General features: G+C 66.7%; 12 protein-coding genes. 2 read left to right on the forward strand and 10 right to left on the reverse strand.

Annotation, left to right across the window (positions count from 1 at the left end):
• Window positions 1–85: 85 nt before the first annotated feature.
• The 4 genes from NH8B_RS19970 to NH8B_RS19985 all read right to left on the reverse strand — a co-directional run bounded on the left by NH8B_RS19970 (window position 86) and on the right by NH8B_RS19985 (window position 3,926).
• On the reverse strand, window positions 86–1,456 hold the full coding sequence (locus tag NH8B_RS19970; RefSeq protein ID WP_014088853.1) for an NAD(P)(+) transhydrogenase (Re/Si-specific) subunit beta: 1,371 nt from the start codon (window positions 1,454–1,456) through the stop codon (window positions 86–88).
• Window positions 1,457–1,465: 9 nt separating this feature from the next.
• Window positions 1,466–1,762, reverse strand: a complete 297-nt coding sequence (locus NH8B_RS19975; RefSeq protein ID WP_014087153.1) for a proton-translocating transhydrogenase family protein — start codon at window positions 1,760–1,762, stop codon at window positions 1,466–1,468.
• Window positions 1,763–1,779: 17 nt separating this feature from the next.
• Window positions 1,780–2,940 (reverse strand): Re/Si-specific NAD(P)(+) transhydrogenase subunit alpha, encoded by a 1,161-nt coding sequence (locus tag NH8B_RS19980; RefSeq protein WP_014087152.1) that lies wholly within the window; start codon window positions 2,938–2,940, stop codon window positions 1,780–1,782.
• A gap of 230 nt (window positions 2,941–3,170) precedes the next feature.
• Complete coding sequence (locus NH8B_RS19985; protein WP_008955794.1) at window positions 3,171–3,926, reverse strand: sulfite exporter TauE/SafE family protein; 756 nt, start codon at window positions 3,924–3,926, stop codon at window positions 3,171–3,173.
• A gap of 200 nt (window positions 3,927–4,126) precedes the next feature.
• On the opposite strand from NH8B_RS19985, the gene ugpQ reads away from it, so the two are divergent.
• A complete protein-coding gene (gene ugpQ, locus NH8B_RS19990) occupies window positions 4,127–4,873 on the forward strand; it encodes a glycerophosphodiester phosphodiesterase (RefSeq protein ID WP_008955795.1) in 747 nt (248 codons plus the stop codon).
• Between the two features lie 229 nt (window positions 4,874–5,102).
• Here the strand turns inward: ugpQ and glpD are convergent, their stop codons facing one another.
• The gene (gene glpD / locus NH8B_RS19995) at window positions 5,103–6,602 is read right to left on the reverse strand and encodes a glycerol-3-phosphate dehydrogenase (RefSeq protein WP_014088855.1); all 1,500 of its coding nucleotides are present in this window, start codon (window positions 6,600–6,602) and stop codon (window positions 5,103–5,105) included.
• Between the two features lie 278 nt (window positions 6,603–6,880).
• Here glpD and NH8B_RS20000 point away from each other — a divergent pair, with 278 nt between their 5' ends.
• The gene (locus tag NH8B_RS20000; RefSeq protein WP_014088856.1) at window positions 6,881–9,511 is read left to right on the forward strand and encodes a sensor domain-containing diguanylate cyclase; all 2,631 of its coding nucleotides are present in this window, start codon (window positions 6,881–6,883) and stop codon (window positions 9,509–9,511) included.
• Here NH8B_RS20000 and mnmE read toward each other — a convergent pair.
• The 5 genes from mnmE to rpmH all read right to left on the reverse strand — a co-directional run bounded on the left by mnmE (window position 9,470) and on the right by rpmH (window position 13,338).
• Window positions 9,470–10,822, reverse strand: coding sequence for a tRNA uridine-5-carboxymethylaminomethyl(34) synthesis GTPase MnmE (mnmE, locus tag NH8B_RS20005; protein WP_014088857.1), 1,353 nt, complete (start codon window positions 10,820–10,822; stop codon window positions 9,470–9,472). The genes NH8B_RS20000 and mnmE overlap by 42 nt on opposite strands.
• Window positions 10,823–10,977: 155 nt before the next feature.
• Window positions 10,978–12,630 (reverse strand): membrane protein insertase YidC, encoded by a 1,653-nt coding sequence (yidC, locus tag NH8B_RS20010; protein WP_014088858.1) that lies wholly within the window; start codon window positions 12,628–12,630, stop codon window positions 10,978–10,980.
• A gap of 22 nt (window positions 12,631–12,652) precedes the next feature.
• Entirely contained in the window at window positions 12,653–12,862 is a 210-nt protein-coding gene (gene yidD, locus NH8B_RS20015; protein WP_008955800.1) for a membrane protein insertion efficiency factor YidD, read from the reverse strand.
• Entirely contained in the window at window positions 12,838–13,200 is a 363-nt protein-coding gene (gene rnpA, locus NH8B_RS20650; RefSeq protein WP_083844274.1) for a ribonuclease P protein component, read from the reverse strand. The genes yidD and rnpA overlap by 25 nt, the downstream gene beginning before the upstream one ends.
• Before the next feature lie 3 nt (window positions 13,201–13,203).
• On the reverse strand, window positions 13,204–13,338 hold the full coding sequence (gene rpmH / locus NH8B_RS20020) for a 50S ribosomal protein L34 (protein WP_014088860.1): 135 nt from the start codon (window positions 13,336–13,338) through the stop codon (window positions 13,204–13,206).
• Window positions 13,339–13,428 lie beyond the last annotated feature (90 nt).

Consider the following 13,428-nt stretch of genomic DNA (forward strand, 5'->3'; position numbering starts at 1 on the left):
GGTTCGAGAAGCGCAGCCGTACAAGGGGTACGGCGAGCATCGCAGGGCCGGGATGGGGGCGCGCAGCAGATTTGCTTACCCGTTCTTAATGCGCCACGCTCTTCACCAGATCCTCCACCACCTTCTTGGCGTCGCCGAACACCATCATGGTCTTGTCCATGTAGAACAGCTCGTTGTCCAGGCCGGCGTAGCCGGCGTTCATCGAGCGCTTCACCACGATCACCGTGCGCGCCTTGTGCGCCTCCAGGATCGGCATGCCGTAGATCGGGCTCGCCTTGTCCTTCTGCGCCGCCGGGTTCACCACGTCGTTGGCGCCGATCACCAGCACCACGTCGGTGTTGGAGAAGTCGGAGTTGATCTCCTCCATCTCCTGCACCTGCTCGTACGGCACCTCGGCTTCGGCCAACAGCACGTTCATGTGCCCCGGCATGCGGCCCGCCACCGGGTGGATGGCGTAGCGCACCTTCACCCCGGCCTCGTGCAGCAGCTCGGCGAACTCCTGCAGCGCGTGCTGCGCGCGCGACACCGCCAGGCCGTAGCCCGGCACGATGATCACGCTGTCGGCGTTGCTCATCAGGAAGCCGGCGTCCTCGGCCGAGCCCGACTTGTAGTTCTTCGGACCCGAGGCCGCGGCGCCGCCGACGGCCGCTTCGGCGCCGAAGCCGCCCAGCAGCACGCTGACGATGGAGCGGTTCATCGCCCGGCACATGATGTACGACAGGATGGCGCCGGACGAACCGACGCAGGCGCCGGCGATGATCAGCACCGGATTGTTCAGCGTGAAGCCGATGCCCGCCGCCGCCCAGCCCGAGTACGAGTTCAGCATCGACACCACCACCGGCATGTCGGCGCCGCCGATCGGGATGATCAGCGTCACCCCCAGCACCAGCGCCACCGCCACCATCGCCAGGAAGGCCGCGTGGCTGTCGCTGACGAAGTAGACGATGCCGAAGCCCACCATGGCGATCGCCAGCAGCAGGTTCAGCAGGTGCTGGCCGCTAAACGACACCGCCTTGGAGCCGAACTTGCCCGACAGCTTGCCGAACGCCACCACCGAGGCGGTGAAGGTGATCGCGCCGATGAAGGCGCCGATGAACAGCTCGACCTTCTGCACCGGGGTATGCTCCACCCCGCTGTGGAAGATCGCCGCCACCGCGATCAGCACCGCCGAGAGGCCGACCAGCGAGTGCATCGCCGCTACCAGCTCCGGCATGCCGGTCATCTCGACGGTCTTGGCGCGCCACGCCCCGATCACCGCGCCGCCGGCGATGGCCGCGCCGATCAGCGCCAGCACCGGCTTGTCCATGATCAGGAAGGTGGTGACCACGGCGATCAGCATGCCCACCATGCCGTACAGGTTGCCGCGCAGGGCGGACACCGGGCTGGACAGCCCCTTCAGCGCGAGGATGAACAGCACCGCCGCGATCAGGTAGAGAATTGCAGAGATATTTTCCATGGCGGCTCCTTACTTTTTCTTCTTCTTGAACATATCGAGCATGCGCTGGGTCACCAGGAAGCCGCCGAAGATGTTGATGCTGGCCAGGAAGATGCCGATGGCGCCGAGCACGGACGTCAGGGTGATGGCCTCACCGTTGATGTCCACCACCTGCAGCAGCGCCCCGACCACGATGATGCCCGAAATGGCGTTGGTCACCGCCATCAGCGGGGTGTGCAGCGCCGGGGTGACGTTCCACACCACGTGGTAGCCGACGAACACGGCCAGCACGAACACGGTCAGACTGGTGATGAAAGGATCGATCATGATGCTCTCCTGGAAGGTCAGGCCCGCGTCGCGGCCGGCTGGGCGGCGGCGGACGGGGAGGAAGGTTGGCCGAAGCGCACCGCGCCGTCGTGGGTGATCAGCGTGGCGGCCAGCAGGTCGTCTTCCAGGTTGAGGGTGAAACCGTCCTTGCTCAGCATCAGCGACAGGAAGGTCAGCAGGTTGCGCGCGTACAGGCTGGAGGCGTCCGCCGCCACCAGCGCCGGCAGGTTGGTGATGCCGACCACGGTCACGCCGTTGTCGGTCACGCTCACCTCGCCCGGCACCGTCAGCGCGCAGTTGCCGCCGGCTTCCGCCGCGATGTCGATGATCACCGAGCCCGGCTTCATCGCCCGCACCACCTCGGCGCTGATCAGCTGCGGCGCCTTCTTGCCCGGGATCAGCGCGGTGGTGATGATGATGTCCGCGGCCATGGCGTGCTTGGTCACCAGCTCGGCCTGGCGGCGCTTGTAGTCGTCCGACATCTCCTTGGCGTAGACGCCGTCGCTGGCCGCCTTCTCCTCGTCGGTCATCGGCACCTCGATGAACTTGGCGCCGAGCGACTCCACCTGCTCCTTGGTGGACGGGCGCACATCGGTCGCCTCCACCACCGCGCCCAGGCGCTTGGCGGTGGCGATGGCCTGCAAGCCCGCCACGCCCACGCCCATGATCAGCACGCGCGCCGGCTTCACGGTGCCGGCGGCGGTCATCAGCATCGGCATGAAGCGCGGGTAGTAGTGCGTGGCCAACAGCACCGCGCGGTAGCCGGCGATGTTGTTCTGGCTGGAGAGCACGTCCATGCTCTGCGCGCGCGTGGTGCGCGGCAAGAGCTCCATGGCGAAGGCCGACAGCTTCTTGGCCGCCATCGCCGCCAGGTGCGGGTTGGCGTAGGGGTTCATCAGCGAGACGACGGTGGCGCCGGTCTTGAATTCGGCGATCTGGTCGGCCTCGGGCGGACGCACCTGGAGCACGATGTCGGCGTTGGCGAGCGCGCTGGCGCGGTTCGCCGCCAGGCTGGCGCCGGCGTCGGCGTAGGCCGCATCGGGGACGGCGGACAGGCGTCCGGCCCCCGACTCGACGACCACGGTGTGACCCATGGCGACGAGTTTTTTCACCGTTTCCGGTGTAGCGGCCACGCGCGCCTCGCCAGCCAGACGTTCGGCTGGAATTGCGATCTGCATGGTCAGTTCCTCAGTTGTGTGAAAAGCGTTAGTAAAGACGGCAAACGGCTGTTATCCCCGAAGATTAAACAGCCGTTCGTTTTATCTTTATGTATTTATTTGTTATTAAGCGTAGCGCTTTTATACTTTTGCGACAAATTTTGCGGAAAACTTGTCCACTGTCAATGCGACTTTAGATGTCCCGGATTGCACTGACATGTCCTGCCCCGCTGTCAATCCGACTCCAGGCGTCACCCCAGCATGTCGTAGGCGAACTTGCCGATCAGCCCGGTCACCAGAATCAGGAACAACACCCGCACCAGCCCGGCTCCGCCCTTGATGGCAATGCGGCTCCCGACCTGGGCGCCGACGATGTTCGACAGCGCCATCGGAATGCTCACCGCGTACAGAATGTTGCCGGTGGTGACAAAAAACGACAGTGCCGCGATATTGGTCGCCAGGTTCACCACCTTGGCCGCGGCCGAGGCGTGCAGAAAGTCGAAGGCGAAACAGCGCACGAACAGGAAAATCAGGAACGTCCCGGTTCCCGGCCCGAAAATGCCGTCGTAGAAGCCGATGCCGCCGCCGATCAGCAGCGCCAGCCGCTTCTCCCGCGCGGTGACCGCCGTCGGCTTGTGCACCCGCCCCAGATCCTTCTTCTTCAAGGTATACAGCGCCATCGCGATCAACAGCACCAGCACCACCGGCTTCATCACCTGCTTCGGCACGTGGCTCGCCGCGGTCGCGCCGGCGAACGAAAGCAGGAAGGCCGCGCCGGTGGCCGGCAGAATCAGGCCCCACGCCATCCTCACCCGTTTGACGAAGCTGCGCGTGGCGCTGGCGGTACCGAACACCGAGGCGAACTTGTTGGTGCCCAGCAGCGTGGCCGGAGCCTGCGTCGGCAAACCGTTGAACAGCGCCGGCAGCTGGATCAGTCCACCGCCACCGACTGCCGAATCGATCATGCCGGCAAAAAACGCCATCAGGCATAGAAAAACCATTTCCATTGGGCTATTTCTTCTATTTGTTGCGCCGCACAAGCCATGATGACAGTAACTTTTTGTCACACGAGCTGTAAAGCAGGGTTTACGATTAAGGGAAAACGCGAGACCGTAAAGCATAATCGATTCCAACGTTTTTCAGGTTGGGGCGGCAATGAGCCGCTTGTCATGCCGCCCGTCATCCCGATCGAGGTACCGAAGTGACCATGCCGTTATGGCCCTATCCGCTGGTATTCGCCCATCGTCTGGGCGGGGCGCTGGCACCGGAAAACACCCTGGCAGGCTTGTTGATCGCGGCACGGCTGGGCGTGCGCGCGGTGGAGTGCGACGTCAAGTTGTCGGCCGACGGCGAGCCGTTCCTGTTGCACGACGACACCCTGCAGCGCACCACCAACGGTGCCGGCCCGGCCCGCGCGCTGACGTTGGCGCAGCTGCGCGAACTGGACGCCGGCAGCCGCTTCCATGCCGCCTTCGCCGGCGAAGCGTTGCCGCTCCTGGAGGAACTGGCCACGCTGTGCCGCAGTGGCGGCATCCAGGTCAACCTCGAGATCAAGCCCTGCCCGGGGCGCGAGGCCGAAACCGGGCGCGTGGTCGCCCGCGCGGCGCGGCGGCTATGGCAGCGCGCCGCGGTGCCGCCGCTGCTGTCGTCGTTCTCGGCCGAGGCGCTGCACGCCGCCCGCATCGCGGCACCGGAGCTGCCACGCGGCCTGCTGTTCGACACGGTGCCGGCCAACTGGCGCGCCCAGCTCGACGCCGTCGGCGCCCTGGCGCTGCACTGCCACCACGCCAGCCTCAACCTGGCGTTGGTCGAATCCATCCACAGCGCCGGCTACGCCGTCATGGCTTACACCGTGAACGACGTCATGGAAGCGCGGCTGCTGCAGTCCTGGGGGGTCGACATGCTGTGCACCGACCGCCCGGACCGATTGGGAGAACTGCAAAGCCGGGTTTAGCCCATCCCATGAGGTGGCGGCGCCTTCGCATCTTGAGTGCTGGCGGACGGCGTGCGAATTTATCGCTGAGCAAATCCCTGCGTGCCAATCTTCGATTGGCTCAGCGAGAGATTTGCACGCTGTCATTCGCTCGGCGATACGGAATCCTCAGGTAGGCATGACCATTCCGGTTACTGTGCTCCGGCAGCACTCAACCTGCCTTGGCTCGCGCACCCACTGGAACGGGCTTTCAGTCCATCCTCAACCCCGCATAGCGCCTCTCCCACTCGGCGGCGAAAGCCTGGCGCTCGGCCGCGCTCATCGCCAGCCCGCACTTGCTGCGGCGCCACAACACGTCGTCAGGCTGGAGCGCCCACTCCTCCCTGATCAGGTATTCCACCTCGCGCTGGTACAGGCCGCCGCCATGGTCGGTGCCGAGGTCGGCCAGCGCCGTCGCTTCTTGCAGCAGCCGCTCGATCAGGCTGCCGTGGCGCTGCAGCAGCGCCGTCAGCAGGGTTGCCGGCAGCCAGGGATAACGCTGCGCCAGCTGGTGCCGGTAGGCGCTCAGCGTCAGCGTCGGCAAGACGCCGCCGGGCAGCGCCGGGGGCGGCTCGTCCGGCAGCTCCAGGTCGAAGCGGCCGGCCAGCCGTGTCAGCGCGGCGCGCGCCAGCTGGCGATGCGTGGTGAGCTTGCCGCCAAACACCGACAACAGCGGCACGTCGCTGCCGTCGAGTTCCAGATGGTAGTCGCGCGTCACCGCCGTGGCGCTGGGCGAACCGTCGTCGAACAGCGGCCTCACCCCGGCAAAGCTCCACACCACATCCTGCGGCCGGATCGGGCGCACGAAATACTCGTTCACCACGCGGCACAGGTAGTCGATCTCCTCCGCGCTCGCCGCCAGCGTCGCCGGGTCGCCGTCAAACGGCACGTCGGTGGTGCCGATCAGGGTGTAGTCGCCGTACGGCAGCACGAACACCACGCGGCGGTCGCCGTTTTGCAGCAGGTAGGCGTGCTCGCCCTCGTAGCAGCGCGGCACCACGATGTGGCTGCCCTTGACCAGCCGCAGCCGGGAGCGTCCGGCGTGGCCCAGGCTGGTTTCCAGCACCCGTTCCACCCACGGTCCGGCGGCGTTGACCAGCGCGCTCGCCGTCACCGTGCGCGGCGTGCCAGAAGAATCCGCCAGGCGCGCCAGCCAGCCCCCCTCGCTGCGGCAGGCGCCTTCCAGGCGGGTGCGGGTCAGCACGTCGGCGCCGTACTCGCGCGCCTGCATCGCGTTCAGCACCACCAGCCGGGCGTCGTCGACCCAGCAATCGGCGTAGCTGAAGCCGGTATGGTAGCGCTGGCGCAGCGGCGCGCCGGCCGGGTGCTGCGCCAGCGTCAGGCGCTGGCTGGCCGGCAGCTGCTCGCGGCTGCCGAGGTGGTCGTACAGCAGCAGCCCGAGGCGGATCATCCACACCGGGCGCAGTGCCTTGTGATGCGGCAGGATGAAGGTCAGCGGGCGGATGATGTGCGGCGCCATCGCCAGCAGCACCTCGCGCTCCGCCAGCGCCTCGCGCACCAGGCGAAACTCGCCGTACTCCAGGTAACGCAGGCCGCCGTGGATCAGCTTGCTCGACGCCGACGAGGTATGCGCCGCCAGGTCGTCCTGCTCCACCAGCAGCACCGAGAGCCCGCACTGGGCCGCCAGGTTGGCGATGCCACAGCCGTTGATACCGCCCCCCACCACCAGCACATCGTAATGATCTCGCATCGTTGCCCCATCCCGTTTGGCTGTCCTGCTTTCAGCATACGACATGGTGCCGGCGCAAGGAGGGCGGCGGTGCCTATAGCCCGGCACATGGGCGGCGCCATGGGCCGCCAGCCCCACCGCGATCCGATGCCACAACCAGGTAAAAATTTGTTCGGCATCTACTCATTCGGCATGGTGGGCGGTGTTTTTCCGGTAGAATGTCGGGCACCATGGCACCCGCTGCGTCCCGGTGCCATTCCGGCTCATGCCCACTAACCCGACCCTAGTCCGACAACACCATGTGGAATGCTACCCGCCTGCGTCTGGCAGCGGCTCTCGTCGTGCTGGCCACCGTGCTGGCCCTGCCAGCCTACTGGCTACGCCTGGAGCACAGCCACGACGTCTTGCGGGCGCAGGCGTTGCAGCAGAGCGCCCGGCACGCCGAGCAGATGGCGGCCGCGCTGGCCGACAGCCAGGCCGGTGCGCTGGCCAACGTCGACTTCGCGCTGCAGGGCCTGCGCGCGGAATACCTGGTGGCGCCCGAGCAGGTGGCGCAGCACGCCAGGCAGATCATCGCCACCTTCCCGGCCGGCATGCTGAGCCAGATCGCGGTGATCAACGCCGACGGCTACCTCACCTACTCCAGCCTGAACGACTCGCTGCACGTCTACCTGGGCGACCGCGACCACTTCAAGGTGCACGCCATCAGCCGCACCGACCAGATCTACATCAGCAAGCCGGTGCTGGGGCGGGTGTCCCAGGCCTGGAGCATCCAGTTCTCGCGCCCGATGTACCGCGACGGCAAGTTTGCCGGGGTGATGGTGTTCTCGATTGCGCCGGACTTCTTCATCAACCGTTTCGGCGCGCTGCGCCTGGGGCCGAACGACACCCTGGCGCTGTTGCGCAGCGACGGCCGCTTTCTGGCGCGCAATCGGCTGCAGGACAAGGCGATGGGGCAGCCGTTCGACTTCAACGCGCCGTTCCGCGGCCCGTCACCCGCCGCGCATGGCAGCTTCCGCCTGACTTCCACGCTCGACCACGTGCCGCGCATCCATGCCTGGCAGCTGCTGGAGGTGTTCTCGCTGATCGCCGTGGTCGGTTTCGACGAGCGCGCCGTGCTGGCACCGGTCGAGCGCACCATCGCCGCCAGCCGCGAACAGAGCACGGTGGGGTCGCTGCTGCTGGCCGGCTGCGCCGCGGCCCTCGCGCTGCTGCTGTTGCGCTTGGCGCGTCAGCAGCACGCGCTGGACGAGAGCGAGGCGCGTTATAGCGGCCTGTTCGAGAACAACGCCGCCATCAAGCTGCTGGTCGACCCGGCCGGCGCCCGCATCGTCGACGCCAACCCCGCCGCCGCCGAGTTCTACGGCTACCCGCGCGAGGTGCTGGCGCGGATGCGCCTGCCGCAGCTGATCACGCTGCCGGCCGAGGCGCTGCAGCGGGAAATGGAGCGCGCACTGTGCGGCGAGAGCGCCCGCTTCAGCTGCGTCCACCACCTCGCCAACGGCGAGCAGCGCCAGGTCGAGGTCTACACCGGACCGGGCCCATTGGACGGCCGCAACCTGCTGCATTGCATCGTGCACGACGTCAGTTCCCGCCACGAACTGGCACGGCGGCTGCGGCACTGCGAGGAACAACTCCAGGCCCTGTTCGACAGCGTGGCCATGGGTGTCGCCGTGGTCGACGCCGACGGCGCGGTGAGCGCCGCCAACCCGCTGGCGCGGCGCCTGCTGGGGCTCGACGAGGCGGGCTGGATGCGGCCCGAGCGCTGGCTGGTGCACCCGGATGGCACGCCGCTCGCCGCCGATCAGGCACAAGGACTGGCGGCGGTGCGCGACGCGGCCCCGCTCGAGCACGAACAGCTCGGCATCGCCAGCCATGGCGCCGAAGTGCAGTGGCTGTCGCTCAGTGCCCGCCCACTCGGCGGCGACGTCCAGGGCCGGACACCCGCGGCGCTGCTGGCATTCAGCGACGTCTCGCCGCTCCTGGCCGGCCAGGCGGCGCAACGGCTGGCGCAGTCGGTGTTCGACGCCGCCAGCGAAGGCATCATGGTGACCGACCTCGACAGCGTCATCGTCACGGTCAACCACGCCTTCAGCTTGCGCAGCGGCTACAGCGCCGACGAGATCGTCGGCCACACCCCCGCCATGCTGGCCTCGGGCTGGCACGACGAGGCCTTCTACCGGACGTTGTGGCAACGCCTGCGCCAGGACGGTCATTGGGAGGGCGAGATCAACAACTGCCGCAAGAACGGCACAGTGCAGGCCGAGTGGCTGAAGATTTCGGTGCTGGCCGACGAGCAGGGCCGGCCCAGTCACTACGTCGCGCTGTTCAGCGACATCTGCCCCGAGCGGCAGCGCCAGCAGGCAGCCTGGCAGCAGGCCCACTGCGACACCCTGACCGGTCTGCCCAACCGCACCCTGCTGCTGGCCCGGACGTCGCGCGCCATGGCGCGCGCCGAGGCACACGGCCAGCGCGTCGCGCTGCTCTATCTCGATCTGGAACGCTTCCAGCCGATTGCGGCGCGCTACGGCGAAGCAGCCGGCGAGCAGCTGCTGCGCCAGGTCGGGCGGCGTTTGGAGAATGGCTTGCGCCCGCAGGATTGCGTGGCGCGGCTGGGGTGTGACGAATTCGCGGTCCTGCTGGCCGACCTGCCGCAGGACGCCACCGCCATCGCCGAACGGGTGGAGCCGTTGCTGGCGCGGCTGGCTAATCCGTTCATGCTGGGCAAGCACCGTGTCGAGATCGCGCTGCGCGTCGGCGTGGCGGTGTATCCCGGCGACGGCAACGAGCCCGCCCACCTGCTTGCCCGTGCCGAGTTGCTGTCCCGTTCCGGCACCCCGGGTGCCCCGTTGCTGCTGGCGGCGGGGAGCCAGCCGGGCCGGGGGGGCTTACTTGCCGATGCAGAAGCGGCTGAAGATCACCCCGAGTAGATCGTCCGGGGTGAATTCGCCGGTCACTTCCGACAGCGCGTGCTGCGCCAGGCGCAGCTCCTCGGCGAACAGCTCCACCTGCTGCCATACCGTCTCGGCCAGCGCCAGGTGCTCGGCGGCACGGCGGATGGCGTCGAGGTGGCGTTCGCGCGCCAGGAACACCCCTTCGCTGGCGCCACGGTAGCCAATCATCTCCAGCAGCTTGGCGCGCAGCAGCTCCACCCCGGCCAGGGTGCGCGCTGACAGCCGCACCACCGGATGGCCGTCTTCTTCGGCCAACCCCGGCGCGTCGCCCGACAGGTCCACCTTGTTGAACACGAACACGCGCGGCAGGCGTTCCGGCAGCTTGGCCAGGATGGCGCTCACTTCGGCGCCCACCCCCTCACGGCTGTCCACCAGCACCAGCACCAGGTCGGCGCGCTGCACCGCCTGCCAGGTGCGCTCGATGCCGATCTTCTCCACCACGTCGTCGGTGTCCCTGAGGCCGGCGGTATCGATCACGTGCACCGGCACGCCGTCGATGACGATCTCCTCGCGCAGCGTGTCGCGCGTGGTGCCGGCGATGTCGGTGACGATGGCGACGTCGTCGCCCGCCAGCGCGTTCAGCAGCGAGGACTTGCCGACGTTGGGCTGCCCCACCAGCACCACGTGCATGCCCTCGCGCAGGATCGCGCCCTGGCGCGCCGTGGCCTGCACCTGGGAGAGCCGGGCGCGCACCCCGCCGAGCTTGCCGCGCGCGTCGGCGGCCTCGAGAAAGTCGATCTCCTCGTCCGGAAAGTCGAGCGTGGCCTCCACCAGCATCCTGAGCGTGATCAGCTCGTCCACCAGCTGGTGGATCTCGTGCGAGAACGCGCCCTTGAGCGATTTGAGCGCACTCTTCGCCGCGGTCTCGCTGGACGCGTCGATCAGGTCGGCCACGCTCTCGGCCTGCGCCAGGTCGAGCTTGTCGTTGAGGAAGGCGCGCTTGGTGAACTCGCCCGGCTCGGCCAGCCGCGCCCCCAGCTCGAGGCAGCGTGAGAGCAGCATGTTGAGCACCACCGGCCCGCCGTGGCCCTGCAGCTCCAGCACGTCCTCGCCGGTGAACGAGTTCGGGCCGGGGAAGTACAGCATCAGGCCGTTGTCGATGGCCGTGCCGTCGGTGGCGACGAAGTCGCTGTAGGTGGCGTAGCGCGGTTGCGGGGTCTTGCCGCCCGAGATGGCCTGGGCAAACGGCAGCAAACCACGGCCGGAGACGCGGATGACGCCGACGCCGCCACGGCCGGGAGCGGTGGCGATGGCGCAGATGGTGGTCGGAGTGTAGGCAAGCGACATGGTGGCGGTCCTGCGGCAAAGGCGGAAAGGATTGGCCGAAACGGTCTGGGTGTTAGACCGCTTCGGCCAAGCTTTTCTCTGGGGACAGAGCAAAGGATGTCAGGAAAAAAGCCCGGCCATCAAGGCCGGGCTCGTCATCGGGAGTGCAAAGCGGCTCAGGACTGCAGCGCCAGCTTCTTGGCCTTCTCGATCTGCTTGTTGATGTACCACTGCTGGGCGATCGACAGCACGTTGTTCACCACCCAGTACAGCACCAGACCGGCCGGGAAGAAGAAGAACATCGCCGAGAACGCCAGCGGCATGATCTTCATCATCTTCGCCTGCATCGGGTCGGCCGGCGGCGGGTTCAGGAAGGTCTGCAGGAACATGGTGATGGCCATGATCGCCGGCAGCACGTAGAACGGGTCCGGGCGGGCCAGATCGTTGATCCACAGCGTCCACGGCGCCTGGCGCAGCTCGACCGAAGCCAAGAGCGACCAGTACAGGCCGATGAACACCGGAATCTGGATCACCATCGGCAGGCAGCCGCCGAGCGGATTCACCTTCTCGCTCTTGTACATCTCCATCACCGCCTGCTGCATCTTCATGCGGTCGTCGCCGTACTGCTCCTTCAGGCGTTCCAGACGCGGCGCCAGCGCCTTCATCTTGCCCATCGAGCGGTACGAGGCGGCGGTCAGCGGGTAGAACAGCGCCTTGACGGTCAGCGTCAGCAGGATGATCGCCCAGCCCCAGTTGTTCACCAGCGCGTGCAGCTTGGTCAACAGCCAGAACAGCGGCGAGGCGAAGATGTGCACCCAGCCGTAGTCCTTGGCGTACTCCATGCCGTCGGCCACCTTGGTGATGATGTCGAACTCTTCCGGACCGGCGTACAGCGGCACGGTGATCGAGCGGCTGGCACCCGGGGCGATGGCCGGCAGATCCACCAGCGTGGCGGCGGAGAACAGACCGTTGCTGCCCTTCAGCTCGAAGCGGCACGGCTGGCCGGCGGCGCACACGCTCTGGCCGCCCAGCGGCTTGATGATCCAGGCGCTCATGAAGTAGTGCTGCAGCATCGACACCCAGCCGTTGTCGGCGCTCTTGACGTAGTCACCCTTGCCCTTGGTCAGATCGTCGAACGACACCTTCTGGAACTTGCCGTCGGTGGTGTACACCGCCGGGCCGGTGAAGGTGCTGGCAAAGCGGCCTTCGCCTTCCGGCTTCTGGCCGTCGCGCAGCAGGCGGAAGTAGGCGGTCGGGGCGACCGGCGCGCTGCCGCTGTTGCTGATGTCGTAACGCACGTCGATGTCGTAGGCGCCCTTCTTGAAGGTGTACACCTTGCTTACCTTGACGCCGTTGGCTTCAGGCGCGGTCAGCTTCACTTCCAGCTTGCCGCCGCTCATCTGGTAGCTGGTCTTCTCGGCCGTGAACACGGTCTTGTGCGTCGGCAGCGCCGGGTTGGAGGCCGCCACCAGGCCGGTCTGCGCCACGTACACGCGGCCGCCCTTGTCGGTGAACAGCTCGAACGGCTTGCTGGCGTCCTCGGCGGCGTTGTGCTTCAGCAGATCCAGGCGACGCAGGTCACCCCCCACGGTGTCGATCTCCGCCTTGTAGAGGTCGGTGCTGACCGTGATGCGCTGGCCCGACGTCAGCTTGGCGGCATCGGCCGGCTGGGCTGCCGCGCTCGGGGCGGCCGGGGCTCCCGGCGCACCCGCCGTAGTCTGGCTCTTGGCCAGCTGCTGCGGGGTCGGTTTGGGCGCAAAATATTCCTGCCAGAGCAGCAGGATGCTCATGGACAGAACGATGAAAATGATCAGTCGTTTGGAATCCATCTCTCGTTACCGGGAAAGGTGGTCAGGGAACCGGGTCGTAGCCGCTGCCACCCCAGGGGTGACAGCGCGAAATACGCCGAACAGCCAGCCAGCCGCCCTTGCAGGCGCCATGTTTCTTCACCGCCTCGATCGCGTAGCCGGAACAGGTCGGCACATAGCGACAGCGCGGCGCGAGCCACGGGCTGATGGCGACCTGATAGCAACGGATCAGGAAGATGAAGAGGCGTGACATCGGGCTAGTTTACCAAAGAGTGAGGACAACGCCGTGACAGCTTCGGTGCGCGTCTCGCGGTCGAACACGAGGCGGGAACGCACCACGTAATCGAAGGAGCCGAGCGTCTGCTGGTTCAGGCGGAACCACTCTCGAACGGTGCGCTTGATGTAATTACGGCGATACGCCCGCTTGGAGACCTTCTTGCCGACCACGAGACCGAGTCGCGGGCGGTTAAGGCCGTTGGGGCGGGCGTATACCTGAAAATAGGGATTGCTGCGCGCTTGCCGCAAACTAAAAACGGATGAAAATTCATCCGTTTTCAACAGCCGGTGCGCACGGCGAAAGCGAAAGGCCAAAACTTACACGGCCAGACGCTTGCGACCCTTGGAGCGGCGGGCGGCCAGAACGGCGCGACCACCACGGGTCTTGGAGCGTACGAGGAAGCCGTGGGTGCGCTTGCGGCGCGTGGTCGAAGGCTGGTAAGTGCGTTTCATGATTCGGTGTTCCTATTTCGAAACGAGGAAATAAACGCGTGATTTCACAAGAAAACCCCGGCTTTGTCAATCGCTAATTTTTTCTCTCCC

This window comes from Pseudogulbenkiania sp. NH8B, from assembly GCF_000283535.1.
Lineage (GTDB): Bacteria > Pseudomonadota > Gammaproteobacteria > Burkholderiales > Chromobacteriaceae > Pseudogulbenkiania > Pseudogulbenkiania ferrooxidans.

Bases quoted from the DNA above. Each gene is read 5' to 3' on its own strand.
- NH8B_RS19970 (WP_014088853.1), bottom strand. From the start codon at position 1,456: ATGGAAAATATCTCTGCAATTCTCTACCTGATCGCGGCGGTGCTGTTC.
- NH8B_RS19975 (WP_014087153.1), bottom strand. From the start codon at position 1,762: ATGATCGATCCTTTCATCACCAGTCTGACCGTGTTCGTGCTGGCCGTG.
- NH8B_RS19980 (WP_014087152.1), bottom strand. From the start codon at position 2,940: ATGCAGATCGCAATTCCAGCCGAACGTCTGGCTGGCGAGGCGCGCGTG.
- NH8B_RS19985 (WP_008955794.1), bottom strand. From the start codon at position 3,926: ATGGAAATGGTTTTTCTATGCCTGATGGCGTTTTTTGCCGGCATGATC.
- ugpQ (WP_008955795.1), top strand. From the start codon at position 4,127: ATGCCGTTATGGCCCTATCCGCTGGTATTCGCCCATCGTCTGGGCGGG.
- glpD (WP_014088855.1), bottom strand. From the start codon at position 6,602: ATGCGAGATCATTACGATGTGCTGGTGGTGGGGGGCGGTATCAACGGC.
- NH8B_RS20000 (WP_014088856.1), top strand. From the start codon at position 6,881: ATGTGGAATGCTACCCGCCTGCGTCTGGCAGCGGCTCTCGTCGTGCTG.
- mnmE (WP_014088857.1), bottom strand. From the start codon at position 10,822: ATGTCGCTTGCCTACACTCCGACCACCATCTGCGCCATCGCCACCGCT.
- yidC (WP_014088858.1), bottom strand. From the start codon at position 12,630: ATGGATTCCAAACGACTGATCATTTTCATCGTTCTGTCCATGAGCATC.
- yidD (WP_008955800.1), bottom strand. From the start codon at position 12,862: ATGTCACGCCTCTTCATCTTCCTGATCCGTTGCTATCAGGTCGCCATC.
- rpmH (WP_014088860.1), bottom strand. From the start codon at position 13,338: ATGAAACGCACTTACCAGCCTTCGACCACGCGCCGCAAGCGCACCCAC.